The sequence below is a fragment of the Guopingia tenuis genome, from assembly GCF_014384805.1.
GTDB lineage: Bacteria > Bacillota > Clostridia > Christensenellales > Christensenellaceae > Guopingia > Guopingia tenuis.
Genome location: NZ_JACRSS010000006.1, coordinates 18,010 through 41,226, shown reverse-complemented (window position 1 = coordinate 41,226; position 23,217 = coordinate 18,010). Strand labels below are relative to the sequence as shown.

At 55.4% G+C, this 23,217-nt stretch carries 24 protein-coding genes; 4 read left to right on the top strand and 20 right to left on the bottom strand.

What is annotated here, in order from left to right:
- Positions 1-265 precede the first annotated feature (265 nt).
- Entirely contained in the window at positions 266-1,702 is a 1,437-nt protein-coding gene (locus H8693_RS10050; RefSeq protein ID WP_249280858.1) for a G5 domain-containing protein, read from the bottom strand.
- A gap of 188 nt (positions 1,703-1,890) precedes the next feature.
- Here H8693_RS10050 and H8693_RS10045 point away from each other — a divergent pair, with 188 nt between their 5' ends.
- A complete protein-coding gene (locus H8693_RS10045) occupies positions 1,891-3,975 on the top strand; it encodes a penicillin-binding transpeptidase domain-containing protein (protein ID WP_249280857.1) in 2,085 nt (694 codons plus the stop codon).
- A 29-nt stretch (positions 3,976-4,004) separates the two neighbouring features.
- Positions 4,005-4,502: a YbaK/EbsC family protein gene (locus H8693_RS10040; RefSeq protein ID WP_178619325.1), complete on the top strand. Its 498-nt coding sequence runs from the start codon at positions 4,005-4,007 to the stop codon at positions 4,500-4,502.
- Positions 4,503-4,891: 389 nt separating this feature from the next.
- Here the strand turns inward: H8693_RS10040 and H8693_RS10035 are convergent, their stop codons facing one another.
- Positions 4,892-5,227 carry a winged helix-turn-helix transcriptional regulator gene (locus tag H8693_RS10035; protein WP_249280856.1) on the bottom strand — a complete coding sequence of 112 codons (336 nt, stop codon included), beginning with the start codon at positions 5,225-5,227 and terminating at the stop codon, positions 4,892-4,894.
- 114 nt (positions 5,228-5,341) lie between these two features.
- Here H8693_RS10035 and H8693_RS10030 point away from each other — a divergent pair, with 114 nt between their 5' ends.
- Positions 5,342-5,887 carry a flavodoxin family protein gene (locus H8693_RS10030; RefSeq protein ID WP_249280855.1) on the top strand — a complete coding sequence of 182 codons (546 nt, stop codon included), beginning with the start codon at positions 5,342-5,344 and terminating at the stop codon, positions 5,885-5,887.
- Positions 5,888-6,069: 182 nt separating this feature from the next.
- Here the strand turns inward: H8693_RS10030 and H8693_RS10025 are convergent, their stop codons facing one another.
- The 6 genes from H8693_RS10025 to H8693_RS10000 form a co-directional block, all read right to left on the bottom strand.
- Entirely contained in the window at positions 6,070-6,273 is a 204-nt protein-coding gene (locus tag H8693_RS10025; protein WP_178619082.1) for a hypothetical protein, read from the bottom strand.
- A 272-nt stretch (positions 6,274-6,545) separates the two neighbouring features.
- Complete coding sequence (locus H8693_RS10020; protein WP_249280854.1) at positions 6,546-7,136, bottom strand: TatD family nuclease-associated radical SAM protein; 591 nt, start codon at positions 7,134-7,136, stop codon at positions 6,546-6,548.
- Between the two features lie 730 nt (positions 7,137-7,866).
- Positions 7,867-8,631: a TatD family hydrolase gene (locus H8693_RS10015; protein ID WP_249280853.1), complete on the bottom strand. Its 765-nt coding sequence runs from the start codon at positions 8,629-8,631 to the stop codon at positions 7,867-7,869.
- Position 8,632: 1 nt separating this feature from the next.
- Positions 8,633-10,597, bottom strand: coding sequence for a methionine--tRNA ligase (metG, locus tag H8693_RS10010; protein ID WP_249280852.1), 1,965 nt, complete (start codon positions 10,595-10,597; stop codon positions 8,633-8,635).
- A 120-nt stretch (positions 10,598-10,717) separates the two neighbouring features.
- Entirely contained in the window at positions 10,718-11,248 is a 531-nt protein-coding gene (locus H8693_RS10005; protein ID WP_249280851.1) for a spore maturation protein, read from the bottom strand.
- The gene (locus H8693_RS10000) at positions 11,245-11,823 is read right to left on the bottom strand and encodes a nucleoside recognition domain-containing protein (RefSeq protein WP_330605762.1); all 579 of its coding nucleotides are present in this window, start codon (positions 11,821-11,823) and stop codon (positions 11,245-11,247) included. The genes H8693_RS10005 and H8693_RS10000 overlap by 4 nt, the downstream gene beginning before the upstream one ends.
- A gap of 207 nt (positions 11,824-12,030) precedes the next feature.
- Here H8693_RS10000 and H8693_RS09995 point away from each other — a divergent pair, with 207 nt between their 5' ends.
- Entirely contained in the window at positions 12,031-12,273 is a 243-nt protein-coding gene (locus H8693_RS09995) for an AbrB/MazE/SpoVT family DNA-binding domain-containing protein (RefSeq protein ID WP_178619064.1), read from the top strand.
- 29 nt (positions 12,274-12,302) lie between these two features.
- On the opposite strand, the gene rsmI is transcribed toward H8693_RS09995, so the two are convergent.
- The 12 genes from rsmI to H8693_RS09935 form a co-directional block, all read right to left on the bottom strand.
- Positions 12,303-13,154: a 16S rRNA (cytidine(1402)-2'-O)-methyltransferase gene (gene rsmI / locus H8693_RS09990; protein WP_249280849.1), complete on the bottom strand. Its 852-nt coding sequence runs from the start codon at positions 13,152-13,154 to the stop codon at positions 12,303-12,305.
- Entirely contained in the window at positions 13,155-13,871 is a 717-nt protein-coding gene (locus H8693_RS09985) for a tRNA1(Val) (adenine(37)-N6)-methyltransferase (RefSeq protein ID WP_178619058.1), read from the bottom strand.
- A gap of 142 nt (positions 13,872-14,013) precedes the next feature.
- On the bottom strand, positions 14,014-14,184 hold the full coding sequence (locus H8693_RS09980; RefSeq protein WP_178619054.1) for a DUF362 domain-containing protein: 171 nt from the start codon (positions 14,182-14,184) through the stop codon (positions 14,014-14,016).
- Positions 14,185-14,261: 77 nt separating this feature from the next.
- Positions 14,262-15,140: a PSP1 domain-containing protein gene (locus H8693_RS09975; RefSeq protein ID WP_249280848.1), complete on the bottom strand. Its 879-nt coding sequence runs from the start codon at positions 15,138-15,140 to the stop codon at positions 14,262-14,264.
- A complete protein-coding gene (locus H8693_RS09970; protein ID WP_249280847.1) occupies positions 15,137-16,099 on the bottom strand; it encodes a DNA polymerase III subunit in 963 nt (320 codons plus the stop codon). The genes H8693_RS09975 and H8693_RS09970 overlap by 4 nt, the downstream gene beginning before the upstream one ends.
- Positions 16,093-16,722, bottom strand: coding sequence for a dTMP kinase (tmk, locus tag H8693_RS09965; protein ID WP_249280846.1), 630 nt, complete (start codon positions 16,720-16,722; stop codon positions 16,093-16,095). Before tmk ends, H8693_RS09970 begins: the two co-directional genes overlap by 7 nt.
- Positions 16,723-16,729: 7 nt before the next feature.
- Positions 16,730-18,085, bottom strand: a complete 1,356-nt coding sequence (locus H8693_RS09960) for an aminotransferase class I/II-fold pyridoxal phosphate-dependent enzyme (RefSeq protein ID WP_249280845.1) — start codon at positions 18,083-18,085, stop codon at positions 16,730-16,732.
- Between the two features lie 591 nt (positions 18,086-18,676).
- Positions 18,677-19,237, bottom strand: a complete 561-nt coding sequence (locus H8693_RS09955; protein ID WP_249280844.1) for a hypothetical protein — start codon at positions 19,235-19,237, stop codon at positions 18,677-18,679.
- Between the two features lie 137 nt (positions 19,238-19,374).
- Positions 19,375-20,475 (bottom strand): hypothetical protein, encoded by a 1,101-nt coding sequence (locus H8693_RS09950; protein WP_249280843.1) that lies wholly within the window; start codon positions 20,473-20,475, stop codon positions 19,375-19,377.
- Entirely contained in the window at positions 20,462-21,901 is a 1,440-nt protein-coding gene (locus tag H8693_RS09945) for a COG1361 S-layer family protein (protein WP_249280842.1), read from the bottom strand. Before H8693_RS09945 ends, H8693_RS09950 begins: the two co-directional genes overlap by 14 nt.
- Complete coding sequence (locus H8693_RS09940; protein WP_249280841.1) at positions 21,898-22,572, bottom strand: ABC transporter ATP-binding protein; 675 nt, start codon at positions 22,570-22,572, stop codon at positions 21,898-21,900. The genes H8693_RS09945 and H8693_RS09940 overlap by 4 nt, the downstream gene beginning before the upstream one ends.
- The gene (locus tag H8693_RS09935; protein ID WP_249280840.1) at positions 22,569-23,216 is read right to left on the bottom strand and encodes an ATP-binding cassette domain-containing protein; all 648 of its coding nucleotides are present in this window, start codon (positions 23,214-23,216) and stop codon (positions 22,569-22,571) included. The genes H8693_RS09940 and H8693_RS09935 overlap by 4 nt, the downstream gene beginning before the upstream one ends.
- Between the last annotated feature and the right edge of the window lies 1 nt (position 23,217).

The window sequence follows — 23,217 nt, the reverse complement described above, 5'->3', positions numbered from 1 at the left end:
TATTTTCCCCGGAAAGAAAAATGGATTTTTCCTTCCGCCCGGAACTGCTGCACTTCCCGCAGGATTGCGCTCCCGCGGCCCGAACTTTTCCGCACCGCTTTGCGCATTTTTCATAGGCCCGCCGCTCTCCCGGGGGATTTTGGCATATAAAAAACCGCCCGGCGCTTCGGCCGGGCGGCATTGCCCTGCATACATACAGAAAAGTTCTTCTGAAAGGAAATATCTTCGGGCTTCGGACTGTTTCGGCCCCGCCCGCCGTTTCCTCCTATTTCAGAATATAGATCTTCACATTGCGCTTGACGCCCCAGGTCATGCATTCCTGTTTGGTTTCCATGAACAGGTCCAGGCAATAGGTTCCCGCGTCGTGCTTGTTGCTGCCCGTGTCCTCCACGCGGCCATAGCCATAGCCGGGGATATAGAGCTTGGTTCCATAGGGGATCTGCTTGGGATCTGCCGCCACCGTTCCGATCTTGGGCCAGGTGCCGGTGGCCGTTCGGTTGCCCGTGTGGGTATAGGCCGTCATCCGGTTGATTACCAGCGTCTTTTTGATAATCGAGGACGCGGGCGCAGGCACATTTTTGTGCTCATACAGCGTTCCGGAGTGAATCTCGCTGACAGAGGGAACACTGGTCAGCTTGCCGTCGTCGTTTGTGGAATACGACGGCTTGCTGCTGTTGGATGTGCTGGGCTTCTTGGTGGAAGAAGGCTTGCTGGTGCTGGGCTTTGGCGTCGCCTTGGGCGCCTCATAGGTTCCCACCAGCGTCACCTGGTCCACCGGCTCGGAGATTACCTTTTCCGAAACCGTCTTGCGGGAGATCTCCACGCCGTTTTTATAGGTGATCTCAATGGTGTTCTCCTGCACACCGTTTTTCCCGGCGGTCTGCAACTTGGTCTTCCCCTTGGCAAGAGTGGAGTCGTTCTTGGTCAGTTCTTTATAATAGAGCGTTTCCTGCTCGGTGATGGTCTTGGTCTCCACTTCGATGACGTTGATGGACATGCCCGCCGAAACATAGGAATCCCGCACGGGATAGACTTCGTCCTCCGGGTCTACTTCAATATTGGCCCGGGAAAGAGCCTCTTCCACAGTTCCCGCCAGCATCCGCACCTGGGTCTTTTCGTTTCCGTGGATGATGGTGAGGGGCATGGCCCTGCGAATGACGATCTCCATGCCTTCTTCGATGGGGGTGGATTCTGAAACCTCCAAAACGTCGCCGTCCTGGATCTCGATGCCGTTTTTATCGAAAAATTCTCCCACGGTCGCCTCGCTGGTCATGGCGGAAACCACCCGGCCCGCATCGTTTACCGTGACTTCCACAGCCGCAGGCTCCAGAATTCCCGACGTCAAAACAATGGCGCAGACAATCGCCGCAAGGCCGGTGGACGCCACGCCAATATAGAAGGGCTTGCTGCCCCTCTCAAAAAAGCGTCCCTGAATCCCCAGCTTTTGCTTGAGTGTTTCAAAAAATCTCCGGGGCGTGTGTTTCGCTGTCCTGGGCACTCTTTTTCTTTGGAATTTCTTTTGTATGCTCCGGCAGGCGTTTTGCATCCATGCGGCCGCTCTGCCGAAAAATCCCTTCTGGCTCTTTTTTTTCTTTGGTGTAAAATCCTTTTCTGTAATCGTCGACCGCCGGGTCGTGTACAGTATGCCGGACAGGTGAGCCTTTGAATCCAATTCAAAATCGTCTTTTTTTCTTCTTTTCATCGGCTTCCTCCTTCGCACTGATTTGCCTCAGTATAATATACCTGCGGGGAAATGTCAAATTTTTGTAACATTTTTCCCGATAATATTGCTATTGTTTCCATAAATATTGTAAAGTATTCCTGTTTTGCAATTCTCTCCTTCTTATTATATAATGGGATTACAGTTTTTGTGACAGGGAGGTTTGGTTCTTGAAAAAACGATTGGTCGCCATGTTGCTCCTTTTGGCTTTTTGTCTGCCTGCGCTTTTTTCCTGCACAACCGCCATCAGCATGAACAACATTGCCGACGATTTCCTCGCCCTTCTCTGCGAGAGGAATTTCTCCGGCATGTTTGAATACTTCTGGAAATACAGCACCTCCGGCACCGCCGAGGATTTTGAGGAAAACTATCTTTCGGTTTTAAACTCCCTCGGGGCCGAGAAGATCACCGTGAAGGACCGCAAAGTCTCGTTGGAAAACGAGACGCAGCTGCTCAGCTATACCGTCTGCTATGAGACCAAAAAGGCCGGCACAATCGAAAATGCCTGCCAGGTTCGCATCATTTCGGATGGGGACGGGCTGCACCTGGAATACTCCCCTTCCCTTATCCTTGCCGATTATGAAGAGGGGGACAAGGTCTCCATCATCACGCTGCCCGGCCGGCGGGGCGAAATTTTTACCAGCGACGGCACGGTCATCGCTTCCAACGACTATGCCGAAACCGTCTATATCCAGGTCGACAGCGAGCTGAATATCGCAAGCACCATCTCTTCCCTCACGGACCAGCTGGAGCTCAGCGACGAGGAGGCCCAGTCCATCAAAAAGAAATACGATTCCGCGCTGGAAAATAACTATGCCCATGTGATCGTGAAGGCCTTTGTCAAGGGGCGGCTTACCAGCGCCCAGAAAGAGGCTCTGGAGGGCATCGAGGGCGTTGGGATCGATACGGATTCCATGACGCTCCAGCGCTATTATCCCTATGGGGAGATCTTCTGCCATATCACGGGATATACTGGCGCGCCCTCGGAGGAGGAAGCCGCCGCCCTTGCGGAAAAGGGGTTCCCGAATGCAACGCTGGTGGGCAAGGATGGCCTGGAAAAGACCTATGATGAGGTTTTGCAGGGCAAGGACGGATACCGCGTCCAGCTTTCCACCAAGGACGGCCAGTTTAAATCCGTCATCTGCGAGCAGCCCGCTGAAAATGGACAGGATCTCCACCTTTCGGTCAGTTCCAAGCTGCAGCAGAAGGCCTATTACCAGATGGCCTCCACCTTCCAAAAGGAACAGACTGGGACTTCCATCGTTCTGAACGCCAAAACCGGCTTTGTAGAGGCCATGGTCTCCTTCCCCTGCTATGACCCCAACCTGTTCACCGGCGGCATCTCCAAGGAGGATTATGCGGCCCTGACATCCGAGGAAAGCAACCAGCCCCTTTATCCCCGTGCTACCATGGGACTTTATCCGCCAGGATCACTGTTTAAGCCTTTTTCCATCGTCCCGGCGCTGGAAAAAGGGGTGATTACGAAGGATTCTGTGTTCCCTTATAAAATCGTCGACAACAAGTGGACCCCGCCGGAAACCTGGATCTGGCCGCCTGTTGGTCGAAACGACGAAACCAAATCTACCGGGCCGCTGAACCTGGATGAGGCTATGAAACAGTCGGACAACATTTATTTCAGCTGGGCCGCCCTTCTTCTCGGGGAAGAGGACTTTATGGCCTATATGGAAAAGCTGGGGATCGGCGAAAAAATGCCCTTTGAGCTGAATATCTCCAAATCCAATCTCCTAAACGAGGGAACTGAGATGAACCGCAAGCTGCTCACGGATATGTCCTTCGGACAGGGCGAGCTTCTGCTCCCCCCCATCCAGATCGCCGCCATGTATACCGCTTTCCAGAATAACGGCGACGTCCTGCTGCCCAAGCTGGTTTCCGAAATCAAAAAGACCGAGGGCAACAAATATGTCACCACCCAGACGATGGAGCGGGAGGTTTATAAGAGCAGCATCATGAAGGAAAGCACCATTAACACCCTCATCCCGACGCTCAAGGACGTGGTCAATTCCGGAACGGCAAAATCCATAAAAATCGAGGGGCTTACTCTGGCCGCCAAAACCGGAACGGCTATCAAAGGCTCGGATAAGACGGAAAAGACATCCTGGCTGGTGGCTTGGTGGGAGGATCAGGAGGAAAGCCGCCTGGCCCTCTGCATGGTCGACGGGCCGCGGGAAATGAACGATTATAAGCACCGGATCGTCAAGGCGCTTCTCACGCCGGACGCGGACGGCAAAGCATAAGTAAGTATAACGAAAGGCAGGACAGACTGATGTCGATTGAAAAAGTACGCGCATATTTTCAGGAACTGGGCATGGCGGACAAGATTTTGGAATTTCCCTCCTCCAGCGCCACTGTGGAGCTGGCAGCCCAGGCAGTGGGTGTGATTCCGGCGCGCATCGCAAAAACCCTCTCCTTTAAAAAGGAAGAGGGCTGCATCCTCATTGTCGCCGCCGGCGACGCCAAGATTGACAACCCCAAATTTAAGGCCCAGTTTGGCAGAAAGGCATCGATGCTCTCGCCGGACGCAGCCCTGGCCCTCACCGGCCATGCCGTGGGCGGCGTCTGCCCCTTTGCCGTTCCCGAAGATGTGGAGGTATATACGGATATTTCTCTTAAACGCTTTCCAACGGTATTTCCGGCCGCCGGCAGCAGCAACAGCGCCATTGAGCTTTCCTGCGAGGAGCTGTTCACCTATTCCCATAGCCGGGGCTGGATCGACGTCTGCAAGGGCTGGCAGGAGGAGCAGAGCGGGCCGTCCGGCGTTTGATTTTTTCCCTGCCCTATGGTATTCCAGATGATATCTTGTGCTCACATGTTTTTGTAAGTCATCGTGGTCGAAACAGGATGATTTGCAAAAGCATGTGGGCTTTTTGTTTGATTTATCGGATACAAATACATTTCTTCCGAAGGTTCATCATCGATGGGAACAATGGCACGGTAAACTAGTTTAACGCAGAAAAGGGCTATGGATTGATTTCCAACGACAGCAGCGGCTTGTCCGCTTTTCCTCCATCGCGGGCACGGATATAAGGCCCTTTCCGAAGGGCAGCTTGGGGTGCCTTCTTACGGGAAGTACTGCATTTTACGAATTTTTGAATCAAGATCTGATGCTCGTTATTCCTGTCGATATTTTTTGTATCCGCAATGATTTCTTTATCATACAGGACGGTTTTCTTCTCCCCAAATGCAAAGCAAATCAAGAATTTTCATCAATGAAGCCCCTTTCGGGCTAAGGCTATATTCTACCTTTGGCGGAATTTGTTGATATTCTTTTCGTTCGATCAATCCATCAGCCTCTAATTCTTTCAAATTCGCACTTAATGTTCGGTCAGTAATTGTTTTCAAATAACGCCGCATTTCATTAAAACGAACAGGTTCAAATTCCATAAGACAATATAGAATAACCATTTTATGTTTTCCGTTAATGAGTGACATAGTATAACTAAAGCCAGTATCCTCAAAATTTGCATTTTCAATAAAATTTTTTATCATTTCTATTTTCCATTTAACTATCTTTTAAGATAGTACTTGTATTTATTATGTTATAGATTATGATTATAGTATAGACACTACCAAATGTCAATATTTGAGTTGGAGGAAGATAATATGGCGAAAAAAATTATTATTTTAAACGGTAGTCCTCGTGCAAAAGGAAATACTTCTGAGTTAATTAAAGCATTTACCGAAGGTGCAGAGAATGCAGGGCATACGGTTATCTGTTTTGACCTTCAAAAAATGAACATTCATCCGTGTCTCGGATGTTGCAAGGGGGGTAAAGACAATATACGTCCCTGCGTACAGAAAGATGATATGGATAAGATTTATCCCGCATACAAAAAAGCGGATATTGTGGTTCTGGCTTCTCCGCTGTATTATTGGACGATCAGCGGACAGCTCAAATGTACATTTGACCGTTTATTTGCTGTTGCGGAATGTAATAATGATCTTGCAAACCCAAAAAAAGAATGTGCCTTGCTAATGGCTGCGGAAGGCAATGATTTTGAGGAAACTGTTTACTGGTATGAACACTTGATAAAACATCTTGGATGGACAGATAAAGGAAAAGTCCTTTGCGGCGGTGTATTCAATATAGGCGATATTGCAGGGAATGTAAAACTTGCCGAAGCATACAACTTAGGGGAAAATATATAAAAGAAAATAGCGTTCGTTTTGCAAAACGAACGCTATTTTGAATTATGAGATATTTTTCTCCTACAATAATCCAATCATTCTATCTGATTACAAAAGGGAGACAACATCCTTACAAAGCATTTTCCTTTTGTCCCTCTCTTTTAATTCCAAAAAATATACGGTTTGCCTTGCCCGCAACTGTTCTATTTTTTCCGCATGCACTGCAAGACTGCTCCCGCCGCCAATCCTAGGCACATACCTGCCGCCATTCCGATGACCATTTGTCCGCAGGCCAGCCCGACAGATAAGCCCAGGCATAGGCCGATGCACATGCCATAACCTGCATATCCGCCCCGCTCCGGCACTTCTGCCGGCCTCTCTGGTTGGATCTCCTTCTTTTTCTCCATAGCCTTCTCTCCCTTTTCGCACAATAAAAATAGCGGAATAGTTGATGGAAGGGGAATGCCCATATCCGGAAGGCCGAGAACACAAGAGACATAAAGATATGCCAAAAGCCTTGGTTTTCAGCCGTTTACACATGGTTTTATAAGCGTCTGCATGGGCTTATGAAAGTTTTTCTATCCAACCCATAAAAAATAACCCAAACCGGGATTCCCTGCGCCATCAGCGCAAAAAACGCCAGAGATTATTTTTGGAAGCCTCTGCTTCGCCGCGGCAGTCATTCCGCGGAATATTCCCGCACCCGCAGGCGCGCCCCCACCTTTTCTGCAATCTCCCGGCAAACCGCAATGTCCTCCGGCGAGATCACGTCCACGACGCTCAAAACCGTATCCATCCGCGTCCCGGCACACCGCCGCGCGAAATCCAGCATCTCATCGAAGGCCGCCGGGCCATAGATGCTGTGACATACGGCGTCATACTTTTCCGCCGACGCCTCGTTTAAGCTGATGGACATCACATCCACCAGGTTTTCCAGCTCGGGCACCACATCCCGGCCATATTCCCGGTTGGCAAGGCCGTTGGTGTTCACCCGCACTTTGCCGCCATAGCTCTTCACATAGGCCGCCACTTCTTTTAAAACGTCCAGCCGCAGGGTCGGTTCGCCATAGCCGCAGAACACCACGTCGCCCCGCCCGGCAGCGTCCAGCTGGGCAATGACTTCTTCGGCCTCCGGCTCCTTTTCCAGCCAGAGTGAAAAGCCCGGTATCCCCACTTTGTTCTGCCGGATGCAGAAATCGCAGGCATTATTGCAGCGGTTCGTCAGGTTGATATAGTTCTTTCCGCCCACCTGATATACATAGGTATCCATTGTTTCTCCTCCCCCCCTACTTTCTTTAAAAAGAAAGCAGGCAAAGAAATTTTATGACTTCTTTCTTCCTCTCCCCATTTATCTCGGGCCTTTTCCGGTTCCGGCAGCCCTTTCTTCCTTCTCTTCTTTAAAAAGAAAGCGGGCAAAGAAATTTTATGACTTCTTTCTTCCTCTCCCCATTTATCTCGGGCCTTTTCCGGTTCCGGCAGCCCTTTTTTCCTTCTCTTCTTTAAAAAGAAAGCGGGCAAAGAAATTTTATGACTTCTTTCTTCCTCTCCCCATTTATCTCGGGCCTTTTCCGGTTCCGGCAGCCCTTTTTTCCCTCTCTTCTTAAAAAAGTGGGCAAGGTATTTTTTATATTTTATAGTCCGCTGCAGCTCTCCCCACTTGCAGCCTCATCTTCCCCGATGGACTGGAAAAGCGGAACGCCTTTTTCAAAAAGAGAAATATCTGCCCGGATTGTTCTTTTATGTTTTTTCCCTGAGGGTTTCCCGCATCACGATCTATTCGGCCGGGCGGTTTGCTTAACTGCACAAAACCTTCCTGATACTCTCTAGTCCGCCATCCGGATACTATGGGGAAACAAACCTCTTTCGCCCCGGTTTCATTTGCTCTTTGGGGATGAATTTCCGGAGCATGCTGCAAACAGTTTCTCTGCCGGGGCAGGCTCCCAAAGACACCCCCAGGGATGCCTATGCGCCGGCGCGCTTCCCGGACACTGCTCCGCGCATCATTTGATTTTGGAAAACAGCCGCCGGGTATTTTCCACAGCCTGCGCTTGGATCTCTTCCTGGGTTTGGCCCCGCAGGCCGGCCAGGCGCTCCGCCACATAGTGGGTAAACGGCGGCTCGTTGCGCTTTCCCCGCATGGGAACCGGGGCCAGATAGGGGCTGTCCGTCTCAATCAGAAACCGATCCCGGGGTACCTGCTTCGCCGCCTCCACCGGCTTTACACTGTTTTTAAAGGTGAGAGAGCCGCCGATGCCAATATATAATCCCATATCCAGGAGAATTTTCATCGTCTCCAGGCTGCCGGAAAAGCAGTGCATCACGCCTTGAAGCGGCGCAAATTCCCGCAGGATCTCCAGCATATCTGCCGTGGATTCTCGGTTATGCAGAACTGCCGGCAGTCCCAGCTCCCGGGCCAGAGCCAGCTGGCGGCGCAAAACCTCCTGCTGCACGGGGCGGGGAGAGAAATCGTAGTGGTAATCCAGGCCGATTTCGCCGATGGCAACCACCTTGGATTGCCGGGAAAGTTCGCGGATTTGTGCTTCCACCTCCGGCGTATAGCTGCGGGCGTCATGGGGATGCACCCCCACGGCCGCATATATGGCGGGATTTTCCGCCGCCAGCTGGGCCGCCGCCGCGATGTCCGCCGGGCCGGTGGCGCATTCGATCACCGCCAGAATCCCTTTATGCGAAAGAGAGGCGATCACCTCGCCTCTGTCTTCGTCAAATCGCTCGTCTAATAAATGGGCATGGGAATCGATGAGCATATCAGCGCACCTCTTCTCCGTCCGGAAGCGGGCGGTCCAGCGTCAGAAGGGAGATGTTCTCCCCATCCCCCGCCGCCAGGATCATGCCCTCGGAAAGCGTTCCCCGGAGCTTCGCCGGCTTTAAGTTGGCGACGATGACGATGGTTTTGCCCACCATCTCCTCTGCCGTATAGGAACTGCGGATGCCCGAAACGATGGTTCGTTCCTCTTCCCCGCATTTTACCCGCAGCTTTAGGAGCTTGTCGCTCCCCTCCAGGTTTTCGCAGGCGATGACCTTGCCGGTTTTCAGCTGCACTTTGGCAAAGTCGTCGATGGTGATGATCTCCTTTTTCTCCGCTTTCTTTTCCTTTTCTTCGGCCTCTTTCAGCGCCTTCTGGGCCGCGGCCATGTTGCGGGCCGTGATCTCCTCCAGCTCCTTTAATTCCTTCGCCACGTCGATCCGCGGGAACAGCGGCGCGCCTTTCTGCACTTTGGTGCCTGCCGCAATGCCGCCATAGGCCTGGATGCTGTCCCAGGTATAGGCCGCGTCGTCCGCAATGCCCAGCTGCGTCCGGATGCCCTGGCTGGTATCCGGCAGGAACGCCCCCAGCAACACGCCCACAATCCGCAGGCCCTCCGCCAGATGATACATCACCGTGCCCAGCCGGTCCTTTTTCGCCGGGTCTTTTGCCAGCGTCCAGGGGGCCGTGATATCGATATATTTATTAAGAGCGCCCACATAGGCGAAAATCTCGCCGAGAGCGTCGGCAAACCGCATGCCGTCCATCAGCTCCGCCGCCTTGCCCGGCAGCTTCGCCGCGATTTCCCGCAGGGTTTCATCCTCCGGCGCCGGACAGCTGGCCTCGGGAATCACGCCGTCAAAATACTTCTCGATCATGGAAACCGTCCGGGAAAGAAGGTTGCCCAGGTCGTTGGCCAAATCGGAATTGATCCGGTTGATGAGGATCTCGTTGGAAAACAGGCTGTCTGCGCCAAGAGGCATCTCCCGGAGCAGGAAATACCGGAGGGCGTCTACGCCGTATCGCCCGGCCAGCATGACCGGGTCCACCACATTGCCCTTGGATTTGCTCATCTTTCCGCCGTCCAGCACGACCCAGCCGTGCCCATAGACCTTTTTGGGAAGCGGAAGGCCCAGCGCCATGAGCATGATGGGCCAGATGATGGTGTGGAACCGGACGATCTCCTTGCCCACCAGGTGCACGTCCGCCGGCCAGTATTTCCGGAATTTGCTGTCATCATCGCTCAGATAGCCCAGCGCCGTGATATAGTTGGAAAGCGCGTCGATCCAGACATAGATGACATGCTTATCGTCAAAGGTCACCGGGATGCCCCATTTGAAGCTCGTCCGGCTGACGGCCAGATCTTCCAGGCCGGGCAGCAGGAAGTTTTGCAGCATCTCGTTTTTGCGGCTCTCGGGCTGGATGAAATCCGGATGCTCTTCGATATATTGAATGAGCCTGTCCGCATATTTGGAGAGGCGGAAGAAATAGGATTCCTCCTTGGCCTTATGCACCTCCCGGCCGCAGTCCGGGCATTTGCCGTCCTTGAGCTGGCGGTCCAGCCAGAAGGACTCGCAGGGCGTGCAGTACCATCCCTCGTATTCGCTCTTATAGATATCGCCCTGGTCATAGAGCTTTTTGAAAATCTTCTGAACGGCCTTTTCATGCCGCTCGTCCGTGGTGCGGATAAAATCGTCGTTGGAAATGTTCATGAGCTTCCAAAGATCCCTGATGGAAGCCACGATCTCATCCACATATGCCTTGGGTGTCACGCCCTTCTGCTGGGCGATCTTTTCAATTTTCTGCCCGTGCTCGTCCGACCCGGTGAGAAACATGACGTCATAGCCCATCATCCGCTTGAACCGCGCCATGGCGTCCGCCGCCACTGTGCAGTAGGTATGGCCGATATGCAGCTTGTCGCTGGGATAATAGATCGGCGTCGTGATATAAAACGTGGGTTTACTCATTGCTTTTCTCCTCCGGAATCTCTATTTTCCGCATAGCCTGCCCCTTTTTTTCAGCCGCTATGCCTTTTTATGCTCTGTTCCCTATCACTTTACACCATTTGCGCATTTTCTTCAAGGGGGTCATCCGAAAACCAAATGGCAGATGATGCAGGAAAACACGAGGCCGAAAGCGTCGGTAATGAGAGCCACGGGGATGACATAGCGGGTTTTGGTGATCCCCACGCTGCCAAAATAGAGAGAGACGGTATAAAACAGCGTCTCCGAACTGCCCATGAACGTGCATGCCACCCGCCCGATGAAGGAATCTGCGCCGTATTTGGTGAGAACCCCGGCCAGCATGCCCATGCTGGCGCCGCCGGAAAAGGGCCGCATGAGATAGAGGGGAAGCACCTCCGGCGGGATGCCGATCCAGGAGAGAGGCTTTGCCAAAACCGAAGAAAGGGCGTCAAAGCAGCCCGACGCCTTGAAAATATCCACGGCAAAGATCATCCCAACGATATAGGGCAGGATCTTGAATACGATCCGGATGCCGCCCTTGGCCCCGGCGATGAACTCCTCATAGATATCCACTTTTTTAACCAGCCCATAGCCGACGACGATGAACACAAAGATGGGAAGGGAAATGGTGGAGATGAGAGACAGCGTCTTCATGTTTTCCGCCTCCCGATTCCCGCGCAGAGCTTGGCGCCGATCACGCCGAAAACAGCGGTCGCCAGTGTTGCCAGAAAGGCCGTCAACACGATATCCGCCGGATTAGACGAGCCGGCCGCCGCCCGGACGGCGATGATCGTCAGGGGCAGAAGCTGGACGGAGGCCGTGTTGATGACGATAAACAGGCACATATCGTCGCTGGCGCGGCGCTTATCCGGATTTTGCTCCTGAAGCGCCGCCATGGCCCGAAGGCCGAAGGGGGTGGCGGCATTGCCCATGCCCAGCATATTCGCCACCAGGTTCAGGGTGATGAGGGAAACCGCCTCGCTGCCCCGGCGGATTCCCGTGAACAGCTTGCAGATCAGCCGCTCGCTGCCCCGGGCGATGGCCTGGATCATGCCGGATTTTTCCGCAATCCGCAAAAGCCCCATCCAGAGGCAGTATATCCCTATCATAGAAAGGGCCAGCTCGGCCGCGTCTTTTGCGCTCCCCAGAATGGTCTGGCTTAATTCCTCCACACGGCCGGTCCCGATCCCCACGGCGATCCCCACGAGAATGAGGCCGCCCCAAATCACCTTGATCAACTTTCCCCTTCCTTTCGGCGTTTTGTTGCATGTATATTCATTCTTCGCCGGAAAAAGTACGGTTGACCCGTTTTTGGGATTCCCATATATTTCCTGCCAAAATCCTGTCAAAAACTACCGAATTTTGACGTTTTCTGGTTGACCATGTCGACAAAAAAAGCTATAATGGAAATAGAATTTCTGGTAAGGGGGGTTCGTATGAAATCAACGGGAATTGTACGGCCGGTCGACTCGCTCGGAAGAATTGTTCTGCCGATCGAACTCCGGCGGATCATGAATATCCAGTGCAAAGATTCTGTGGAGATTTTTGTGGACGATAACTACATCATGCTGAAAAAATATCAGCCATCCTGCATTTTCTGCGACGGAATGGACGATATCCAAACGTTTCAGGGCAAAAATGTGTGCAAGCACTGCATTGAAAAACTCACGAACCTTTGAGCGCTCGTGAGTTTATTTTTTTGGCAATTTTATGACCGGAGCAGCGAATTTTCCTTTACTTCCAGGAAAATTTTGTATGCTCTGTTTTTTTGTATTCCCAGTTCCGCGGCCGCCCGGGCAACCGCCTCCTTTCCCTTCACGCCCTGTTCCAAAAGACGGCGGATGCAGGCGGCAATTTCCTCATCGCCCGCCTCTGCCTTTTCCTCCGGCCGGCCTTCCAGAATCAGCACATATTCTCCCCGCACTTCTCCCATGCTCTGCACTTCTGCCAAAGCCTCCTGTACAGTCGTTCGCCAGACCCGCTCATGCACCTTGGTCAGCTCCTTCGCCAGAGCCATGCGGCGCCCGGGGATGCGCCCGGCCAGCTCCTGCAGCGTCTTTTTCAGCTGGTGCGGACTTTCATAGAGGATGACGGTATGCGGAGAGCTGCAGGCTTCCTCCAGGGCCGCCTTTCGCGCCTTATCCCGGGGCAGAAACCCCAGAAACGTAAATTTCGCCGAGGGCAGGGCGGAAAGAGACAGGGCGGATAGCCCGGCGCTCGCCCCGGGAACCACGGTCATGGGCAGGCCGCGCGCCGCCAGCAGGGCCGTCAGCGGGGCGCCCGGGTCTGAAATCAACGGCATTCCCGCATCCGAAACCAGCGCCACGTTCTTCCCTTCCTCCAAAAGGGCGGCGATCTCCTCGCCCCGGGCCGCCGTGCTGTGCTCATGATAGCTCAAAAGCGGCTTTTTGATATCATAGTGGTTGAGCAGCTTGAGGGTATGCCGGGTGTCCTCCGCCGCGATGATGTCCACACTTTTCAGCACCTCCAGCGCCCGCAGGGTGATATCCCCCAGATTTCCAATGGGCGTCGCTACGATATAAAGCGTTCCGGTTTGCATTTAGTCCTCCATATGATAGATTTCCCGCAGTTCCCGGGTAAACACCCCGCCCTGCTCCTGAATCAGCAGCGTGGGCAGAATCCGCAGAGAGGGAGCCGCATCCTTTTTGCTCTGCAGCAGGAGATAGTTGGGTTCCCGCCCCGCCCGGGGCGCCACCAGCCGCAGCAGCTTGGGCTCCAGCCTGTGCCGCCGCAGCACATCGCAAAGCTCGGCCAGCCGGGAAGCGCGGTGGATAAGATAGAAATTTCCGCCGGTCTGCAGCAGGCCGGCCGCACTTTTCACCACATCTTCCAGCGAGCAGGCCACCTCATGGCGGGCCACCCGGTGGGCGTCTCTTTGGCTCACGCCGCCCGTTCCCAGCTTATCATAGGGCGGGTTGCAGACCACCACGCTCACCCGCTCCCGGATGAGCGCCGGCGCTTCCCGCAGATCCCCCTGAAGAATGGAAATGCGGTCCTGGGCATGGTTGAGGGCCACATTGCGCCCAGCCAGCTCGGCCGCCTCCTCCTGGATTTCAATGCCGATGATCCGCGCCCGGGTCCGGCCATAGAGCAGGATGGGGAGAATACCGGAGCCGGTTCCCAGATCCACCACGGTATCCTTCGCGCCGGCGCGGCAAAAGGAGGCCAGCAGAACGGCGTCCGTCCCAAAGGGGAACACCCGGTCATTCTGCAAAAATCGCAGGCCGGCAAACTGCAGATCCTCAATGCGTTCCATCTTTCCTCCTTGTCCCGCCGGGAAAGCCCCGTTGCTATGTTCCCTATTCTATCACAAAATCCCCGGCGGGAAAACCGGCAAAGAAAAGAGCACCGCAAAAACGGTGCTCTACTCTTTTTTGGTTAAACACGCTTGCCGGGGATTAGTCCTCTACAATCGCTTCGTTGGGACATGTGCTCGCGCAGGCGCCACATTCGATGCAGGTATCGGGATCGATCACATACTGATCGTCGCCCTCAGAAATCGCGCTTACCGGACATTCTTCCGCACATGCGCCGCAGGAAATGCACTCGTCTGTAATCTTATAAGCCATGGAATTCACCTCCAGAATTTATTGACGGTTTTATTGTATCACGGTTTATTCAAAATGCAACACATTTTTGAAAATATTTACTCATCCAGCAAAGATTTCATCTCTTCGTCCAGGGGCTGCTCTGCCGCCGGTTTCTTCTTCCCCCGCCGCAGGATCACGATTTCCTGGAGCGGATATTCCTTTACATCAAAGTCGTCCTCGCCGTGCATCACCTTCACCCGCACGGTCTGTTTGAGGGCATTGGTGTCCAGCACAGTCCCTTTGCCGTCCGGCGTCTTGACCTCGCCGCCCGCTCTGGGCAGCACCCGGGAAAGCTCCTCATAGTATTTATGCTCATAGTTCAGGCAGCACATCAGCCGCCCGCACAGCCCGCTGATCTTGGTGGGGGAGAGGGAAAGGTTCTGCTCCTTTGCCATTTTGATGGAAACCGGCTGAAAATCCCCGAGAAACACAGCACAGCACGCCGGACGCCCGCAGGGCCCCAGCCCGCCGATCATCTTGGTTTCGTCCCGGACGCCGATCTGGCGAAGCTCGATGCGCGTTTTGAACACCGAAGCCAGGTCCTTGACCAGCTCGCGGAAGTCCACCCGGCCGTCTGCCGTGAAATAGAACACGATTTTGTTGTTGTCGAAGGTATATTCCACGTTGATGAGCTTCATATCCATCTTGTGCTTATGGATTTTCTCTTCACAGATGGCGAATGCCTGCTTCTCCTTCTGCCGGTTTTCCTCCAGCTTTTTATAATCCTTTTCCGTGGCCTTGCGGTGCACCTGCTTCAGGGGCTTTGTGATCTCTCCTTCGCCCACTTCCCGCCGGGCAATGACCACCTCGCCGAACTCCATGCCCCGCACGGTTTCCACAATGGCCCCGTCGCCTACCTGAAATTCTATATCCTTGGGGTCAAAATAGTATATTTTCCCCGCTTTTTTAAAACGCACTCCAATGACCTGGCTCATGCGGCTTTCACCTCCATTATTTGAAACAGCATGCCTTCCACCATCAGCTTGTTTTTATAGCCGGGAAAGCTCTGTTTTTTTTCGTATCGTTCCAGCAATATCTCTATTATATAGCGAAGGGCGGAAGTTGTAAAATGCTCCGCCAGCATTTCGGCCGTCTCCCGCTGATCCGGATTGGAAAGAAGGGCCGTCTCCCCCGTCATTTTCCAATACAGCCCGTCCCGAAACAGGCCCGCCATGGCAAAAAGCATGTCCAAAATGCGCTTTTCATGGGAGAGAATCCTGGTTTCCATCTCAAACAGCGATGGATTTTTCCGCCCGGCAAAATGGCGGCAGACCTCCGCCGCGGTTTCGCGGATGTCAAACAGCTCGTCGTCTTCGGCCAGGCGCAGGGCCTCGGCCCAGGAACCGCCGCAGAGGGCGATGCAGGCTTCCTGCCGCTCCGGCGGAATTTTCCCCTCCAGCCGCTCCCGCAGCGCCGCCCGGGAAAGCGGGCGAAGCCGGATCCAGAGGCAGCGGGATATGACCGTGGAAAGCAGCTTTTCGGGCTGATTCGTGGAAAGGACGAATACAACGCCCTCCTCCGGCTCCTCCATGGATTTCAAGAGATAGTTCTGAGACTGGACGTTCATCTGGTGGGCATCCTCGATATAAATGCACTTATACCGGCCCCCCGCCGACTTCTTTTTGATAAAATCCGGCACCTGGCGAACATCGTCCAGCCGGATGGCTCCGCCCCCCAGCTCCAGGTAATCCACCTGGTTGCCATCCCGGAATTTCCGGCATTCCAGGCAGGCGCCGCAGCCCGTCCCGCTCTCGCAGAAAATGCTCTGCAAAAAATCCCGTGCCGTGCGCCGGGCCTGTTCCGCTCCCGACGCCGATATCAGATAGGCCTGAGCCAGCCGCCGGGTCTTCGCGGCGTTTGCCAGCAGGCGCTCTTCCGCGCTTTCCCTCACCACTGGGCCAGCACCTCGTCTATTAAAGCCCGCATGCGGTCCCGGGTTTCAAACTTGGTACCCGAAACGTCGATGCGGCGGACCCGCGCCGGATTGGCCTTCCAGATCTCCCGGAAGCCTTTGTATACCCGGTCATAAAAATCCTCGCCCTCCTGCTCCAGCCGGTCCATCTCCTTATGGGGATTCATCCGCTGGAAGGCTTTGGCGGGCTTATAGTCAAAAAAGAACGTGAGATCCGGCATGCAGTGATTGGCGGCATATTGATTGATCCGCAAAATGGCCTCGGCCCCCAGCTGCCGGCCATAGCCCTGATAGGCTACGGAGGAATCGATATACCTGTCGCAGAGCACCAGCTTCCCCGCCCGGATGGCGGGCAGAATGACTTCCTCTATATGCTGCACCCGGGCCGCCGCATAGAGCAGGGCCTCGGTCATGTCCTCCATGCCCTTGTTTTCCACATCCAGCAGAATCTCCCGCACCTGTTCCGAGATGCGGCAGCCGCCCGGTTCCCGCGTCACCACGCATTCCAGGCCCTTTTCCTGCAAATATTCGCTTAAAAAACGCATCTGCGTGGATTTTCCGCAGCCGTCTACGCCTTCAAAGGTCAAAAACTTTCCCTGTTTCACTTTTTCTCTATCTCCCGGGGCCTTGCTTCCTCACAAAGATTCCTTTTTCCGCCCCTATTAAATTATATCCTGTCTTTTGCAAACTGGCAAGCAGGGCAATATCTTCCTCCCGCACCGGCTGATCCGCAAGCCACAGGGGAACGCCCGGGGGATAGGCAAAAACGCTGGCCGCCGCTGTCCTTCCGGGAGCCTGGGACAGCAAAACCCATTCCCCGCCGCTGCCGTTTTCCGGCAGGATCTCCGCGCGCAGGAGGTATTCCGGGCCGGGCTGTATCGGCTCTCCGACCGCCGCCGTCTCCCGGACGGCATCCGCCAGCCGGTCAAAATCCTCTTTTGTGTTGGCGATGGAGGCCAGCAGGAGCACATGCCGCAGATCCGCTCCCTCCACCTCGATTCCCCTTTCATGGAGGCGCTGGGCCAGGGCAAATCCAGACTGTCCCGCCCCGCAGAGCAAAACCAGCTTGGTGGGATCGTCGGTTTCCTCCGCCGCAATGCCGTCTGCCGCCAGGGCCGCCCGGGTGCTGCGGATATGGGCCAGCAGCCCGGCGATCTCCTCCCGGCCGTTTTCCACCATCTCCGCCCGGGCGCTTTCGATGGAGGCCAGGAGCGGATAGCTGGGGCTGGTCGTCTGGAAACAGTTTACCGCCCGTTTCAGCCGCTCTGCATCGACGCGGGAGGAAGCAAAGGTCACGGCCGTCTGGTTCATGGCCCGCAGGGTTTTATGATAGCTGACGCACCACAGATCGGCTCCCGCCCGCCCGGCATCCGGAGGAAGACCGGGAGAAAAGGGCAGATGGGCGCCGTGGGCGCTGTCCGCCAGCAACAGCATTCCCAGCTTGCGGGCATTTCGGGCAATCTCCGCCAGCGGCAGGCACATGCCATAGTAATTGGGATAGGTGACGAACACGGCCTTGGCCTCGGGATGGGCCGCCATGGCCGCGAGAATATCCGCCGTTTCCGGCAGGGCGGGCATCTCCCCCGCCCGCTGGCGCACCGGTATATAGACGGGGCGAACCCCGCTCACCCGGATGGCATTTTCCACGCTCCGGTGAAAATCCCGGGCCACAAGAACCGTATCCCCGGGACGGAAATAGGAGAACATGGCGAGAATGCAGCCCGAAGATCCGTTCACGCCATAAAACGCATGGGCGGCATGGTGAGCGGCCGCCGTCAGCTCCTGGGACCGGGCAATGCAGCCCTCCGGCGCCAGAAGGTTGTCCGTCCCCGGAAGCTCGGTAATATCAAACCGGGCGGCTTCGCTCCAGAGATTGTCCCTTCCCTTGTGTCCGGGCATACAGAACCGGACGTTTTTTCTGTTTTCCCATGCCTGAAGCATGGCAAGTATCGGTGTTGCAGACGGCATATTTCCTCTCGCTCCGGCAGCAGCTCCGCCGGGATGATATGATGGGTCAGTACATCGGCAATTTTTATCCGGGCCTTTCCCATTGCTTTTCCCTTTTCCGAAAAAAGGGAGGACCCGGCATGTTCGCGCAGCCTATTATAATGAAATATCCTGGGATCAAAATAAGCGGCCGTCCAAAAATTTCAATTCATACGGCTAAGCAGGAACGGAAATGCGCTTTCCTTTTTCCCATACCCTCGTCTTTTCCGCTCGGTTTCGGCGGAGGCCCTGGCCCGCAGCCGCCGGCTTCTGCTTTTTCCGCGTTGCAAAATGCGCTTCGCGATCCGGCATTCCTTTTGCACAGCACCTTTGCATGCCCAGCGGGCCATGGTATGCGGGCGAAAAAACTTCGGGAATCCAAAACAAGAAACGATAGCGCAGCTTCCTGCCGGGAAATATGGGCAGGGGAATATCTCCCTAAGCCGCATGCGGAGCGGCAGAAAGCATGCGTTCCGCCGGCCGCGCCGAAAAAACAGGCCCGATAGCTAAATTTTTCAGCGGGGCCTGAATCTGCTGGTTCAAAAAGCGCCAAAGCGCCCTGTCGGGCGCCTTCTATTCCTCTTGGTTTTCTTCCTGTTCCTCCCGGGCGGCGCGTTCCGCAGCGGCCTGCTTCTTTTCCGCCCGCTCCCGGATCTTTTCCTGCCGGGCCTTAAGCTCCCCGATAAAGGCATCGGAAGGGGAAATGGCGATGCGGCGCATAAAGCCGTTCAGATCCCGGTATACCACGCCATAGGCCCCGGCAAGCGGCAGAAACGTCAGCTTGGAATGGCTCACATTCTTATATTCCTCCGGCAGTTCCGCCAAAGGACCATGCCACACGATGTCCTTGATATGGAATTCCGCCAGCAGCTTGCGGTTGTTTCCCGTGCTGCGCTCCACGCCCATGTTGCCGCGGTCGATGATATAGGCGTAGTTTTGCAGCCGCTTTTTAATGAGAAGCGTCGCCACCACCACAATTCCCACAAAGGAGATGATGGTGATCACCTGCATCTTTAAAATATAGGCCACAAACTGCATGGCAAAGGAGATGACAGCCACAAGGAGGACAATTCCCAAAACATAGAGGATTCCCTGCCAGGAATCGATTTTTTTCTGATTTAATTCTTCACGCATAGGCTTTCCTTTGTCCGTTTTTCTTTCTGCCTTCTATCTTATCATTCCCGGGGGCAAAATTCAATGACAACCCGGCAGAAGCCGGGGAGGAACGAAAAAAAGTGCGGCTGCGCCGCACTTTGCCTTTTTATACGCCCTCATAGACGTGCCATTCGCCGTTCCGGATGCACAAACCATCCCGGGAAACAGAGGAGCATGGCCAGCAGGCAGATCCCGGCCGTCTCTCCCCGGAGCATCAGGGCAAACAGGCTGTCTGCCGCCTCCGGGCCAAGAAACAGCGGAACACACAAAAGCCCCGCCAGGGCCAGCGCCAGGGCCGCCGCCGAAGCCAGCGCCGCCCGCCAGCGCCCAATCCCGGCGATCTGTTTTCCCGAACATCCCAAGTTCCGCAGCAGCTTCCATTCCACCGCATGCTGCAAGGGTTCCAAAGCGAGCTGACGGCCCAACAGCAAGCTCCCGCTCAGGAGCGCCAGCACGCCCGCAGTGAGATAGGCCGCGCTCTCTTTTTCCTGCTGTTCCCAGGCGATGCCCGCCGTCTCATCGGCGTTTGCCGCAAAAATCCCCTGCCGTTCCAGCTCTTTTTGCACGCTCTCCATCCGCCCCATATTTTCCAGACGGATCCAGAGGGTCTGGGATTCGGGCTGGACGCCGCTTTCCCGGAGCAGGTCCTTCGCCGCAGACAGGCTGATATATCCCGCCGGCGTCTCTCCCTCTTCGCTCTGGATCTGGCCGCAGATCTTGACCCGCACGGCCTTTTCTCCGGCCAGAATCTCCACATTTTCCTGGAACCAGTCGGGCTGCTGGTCTTTTCCAAGGGAGCGGCCCTCCGCGTCGGTGGCCGAAGCCGCGGCCGCGCCGTTCAGCACAACATAGGGCATAACACTGCTCTCTGGGAATGCGCCGCCCTTTGTAAACCTCCCCTCCAGAAAATCGGGGCTTAGGCCATAGAGCGTAAATTCCGCCCGCGCCTCCTTGCCCACCTGGAATGCGCCCGGCACTTCCAGAACCTCTGTCACCCCCGTCACGCCCTCTATTTTTTCCACCTGCATGAGCAGAGCGGCGTCTATCTGGGAGACAGAGGCCACAAGCCGGCAGGGAAGCGCCTTTTGATCCGCCACGGCCAGATAGCCGTTGCAGGCGGTGCCCAAAAGATAAAGCCCCGCCAAAAGAGCGAAAAAGGACAGAAAGCCCACTCTTTTCCAGGTTTTTATGGAAAGCCGCAGCTTAAACCTCGTCATGGCCTTTTCCCCTGCGCTTTTTGCGGACGATCAGGAAGGCGGCCGCTCCGGCAATCACCGCCGCCCCGGCAGCGACAAAGATCCACCACTGGCTGGGTGTTTTTGTCTCCTCGGGCGTCTCGGGCTCTGTCGCCGCCGGAATAAACGGCTCCAGGATATTCGTCGAAATGGGAAATTCCTCCTGATATTCCTGCCCGTTTTCATCTTCGTATTTCAAGGTGATCGCGCCGGAGGTCATCCCATATTTTTCGGTTTCCGTGCTGCCCTCGCTCATATCCCGGGTGCCGATAAAGACGTTGACATCCGCCGTCCCGTCGCTCCCCGGCTCCATATTGCCGATAAACGCGGCCTTATCCGGAATAAATCCCGGTGCAGAAATCTCCAGGCGCACGTTATAAACCTTCCCCCGCCCCAGGTTCATCACCTGGAACGCCAGTGCCAGGGTATCCCCGGCATTGACCTCGGAGGGGATCTGCGGCATGGATACCGAAACCCGCAGGGGCTGGGCGATATCCACCGTGACCACCCCCACCGAATTCAGCGTCGCGGCGTCCGAATTGTCATAGGCCATGGTGAGCGTGATATTCGCCTTGCCCATCGCCTCCGATGGGTCGATGCGGTAGCGCAGCTCCAGCTCTTTTGCGCCTCCTTTTGCGATTTTATCGATATAAATGGTGGAGGAATCGTTCAGCAGCGTTAAACTGGGATTGTCGCAGGTCACCGCCACCGTCATGTTCTGCACCAGCTTCTGTTTATTGGTGTTCCGGAGGGTGACAGCCAGGCTGAACTCGCCCCCCGCCTGGACCGGGCTTGGATTTGCCACACTTTTTTCCACAACAATGATCGGCTGGGAGGTAGGTTTTTCCGTGGCCGGGGCGTCGGCGGGAACGTCGGCGGCGTCTGCCGCAGATTTTCCGTCGCTTACCGTCACATAGGCCGTAAAGCTCTGTAGGACCGCATTTCCCGCGCTGTCTTTGGCCTGTACCTCCAGCACCACCGGATATACGCCGTTCATCCGTTCTTTCTGCAAAGTAAAATCAAACTGCACCAGATAGCAGGCGGCCTTTCCCCCGCCGCTCACCGGATGTTCTGCCAACGTAAACACCTTTTGATAATTGCGGAACACAAAGGGGGCGGTCGCCGGGTCGCCCAGATTCGGCGTCACCGTGATGCTGTTCCCCTGTATATTCTCTGCCAGCAGGGGAAGGACCACGCTGGCGGTTCCATTTTTTACCGTGGGCGTATAGCCGCTCTGATAGGCCCGGTCCATGCCTGCATAGACATGGGTCGTGTCGATGGCAAAGGAGCCGGCCTCCGGCATTTCCGCCGGGGGGACTTCCTCCCCGTCCTCCGCCCATGCTCCCATGGGGGCCAGGCACAAAACCGCGGCCAGGAACCATGCCAGCCATCTCTTGTTTCTGCTCATAACGTTACCTCCGTCAATTTGCCGTCCCGCAGCACGCAGCATCTCTCTGCCTGCGCGGCCAGGGGCATATCTGTTGTAAAATAAATCAGGGTTTGTCCGGTTCGCCGCACAATATCCAAAAGGGAGTCCCACATAGCCTCTCCCTCCCGTTCCGGGCAATCCCCCAAAAATTCATCTGCCAGCAGCACCTGCGGATTGCCCGCCAGCGTCCGGGCCAATGCCGCCAACCGGCGTTCCGCCCAGGATAGCTTTTCCGGCCGCGCCTCCAGAATCGCCGGCGCGCCCACGGCCGCCATGGCTTCATGGATGGCCTTTTCCCTCTCCTTTTTGGGGATCCCCCGGAGCCAGAGGGGCAGCGCCAGGTTCTCCATCACGGAAAGTTCAGGGAGAAAGGCCGGCCGCTGCTCCAGCAATCCCAGCCGGTTCCTGCGGAAAACCGCCCGCGCCTCCTCGGAAAGCTCGGAGAGCGGCTCTCCCAGCACTTCTACCCAGCCCGCATCCGGCTTGTCGATTCCGGCCAACAGGCGAAAAAGCGTCGTCTTTCCGCTGCCCGACTTTCCCTGCACCGCCACCAGCTCGCCGCTCCCGACCTCCATGCAGACGCCGTTGACCGCCCGGCGCCCCTCTTTCATCTTCACAGCATCTTTGATCCGTACCACAATCTCTTTCATGATTCCCTCACCATTGTCATGATTCCTCCGTCCATTTCGCAGACGGTGTCGCAGAGCTCGTCGATATCTCCCTGGTTATGGCTGGCCAGCAGGATGGTCTTGCCCTCGTCCCGCAGCCCTTTGATGAGGGCGCGCATTTCCTGCACGCCATGCTTATCCAGTCCATTCAGCGGCTCGTCCAGAATCAGAAGCGACGGATTCTCCATGATCGCCTGGGCAATCCCCAGGCGCTGGCGCATGCCCAGCGAATATTTCCCCACCGGCTTTTTCAGCGCGGGGTCCAGGCCGACCCGCCGGATGGTTTCGGCAATCGTCTCGTTCCCTGCCTTTTTTTGCAGGGAGGCCAGCAGCCGGAGGTTTTTCATCCCTGTCAAACCGGGAAGAAAGCCCGGCGTTTCGATGATGATTCCCATGTTCTCGGGGAAATCCATATCCTTGCCCACCTCCCGGTAGCGCACCAGCACCTTGCCGCGGGTGGGGCGGAGAAATCCGCAGATGCATTTCATAAGCACGGTTTTCCCGCTGCCGTTGTTTCCCACGATGCCGTGGATCTTTCCCTCCTCAAAGTCCCGGGTGACGCCCTTTAAAACCTCATCCTCTCCAAAGGATTTATACAGGCCCTGCACACTGACGGCAACATCCATT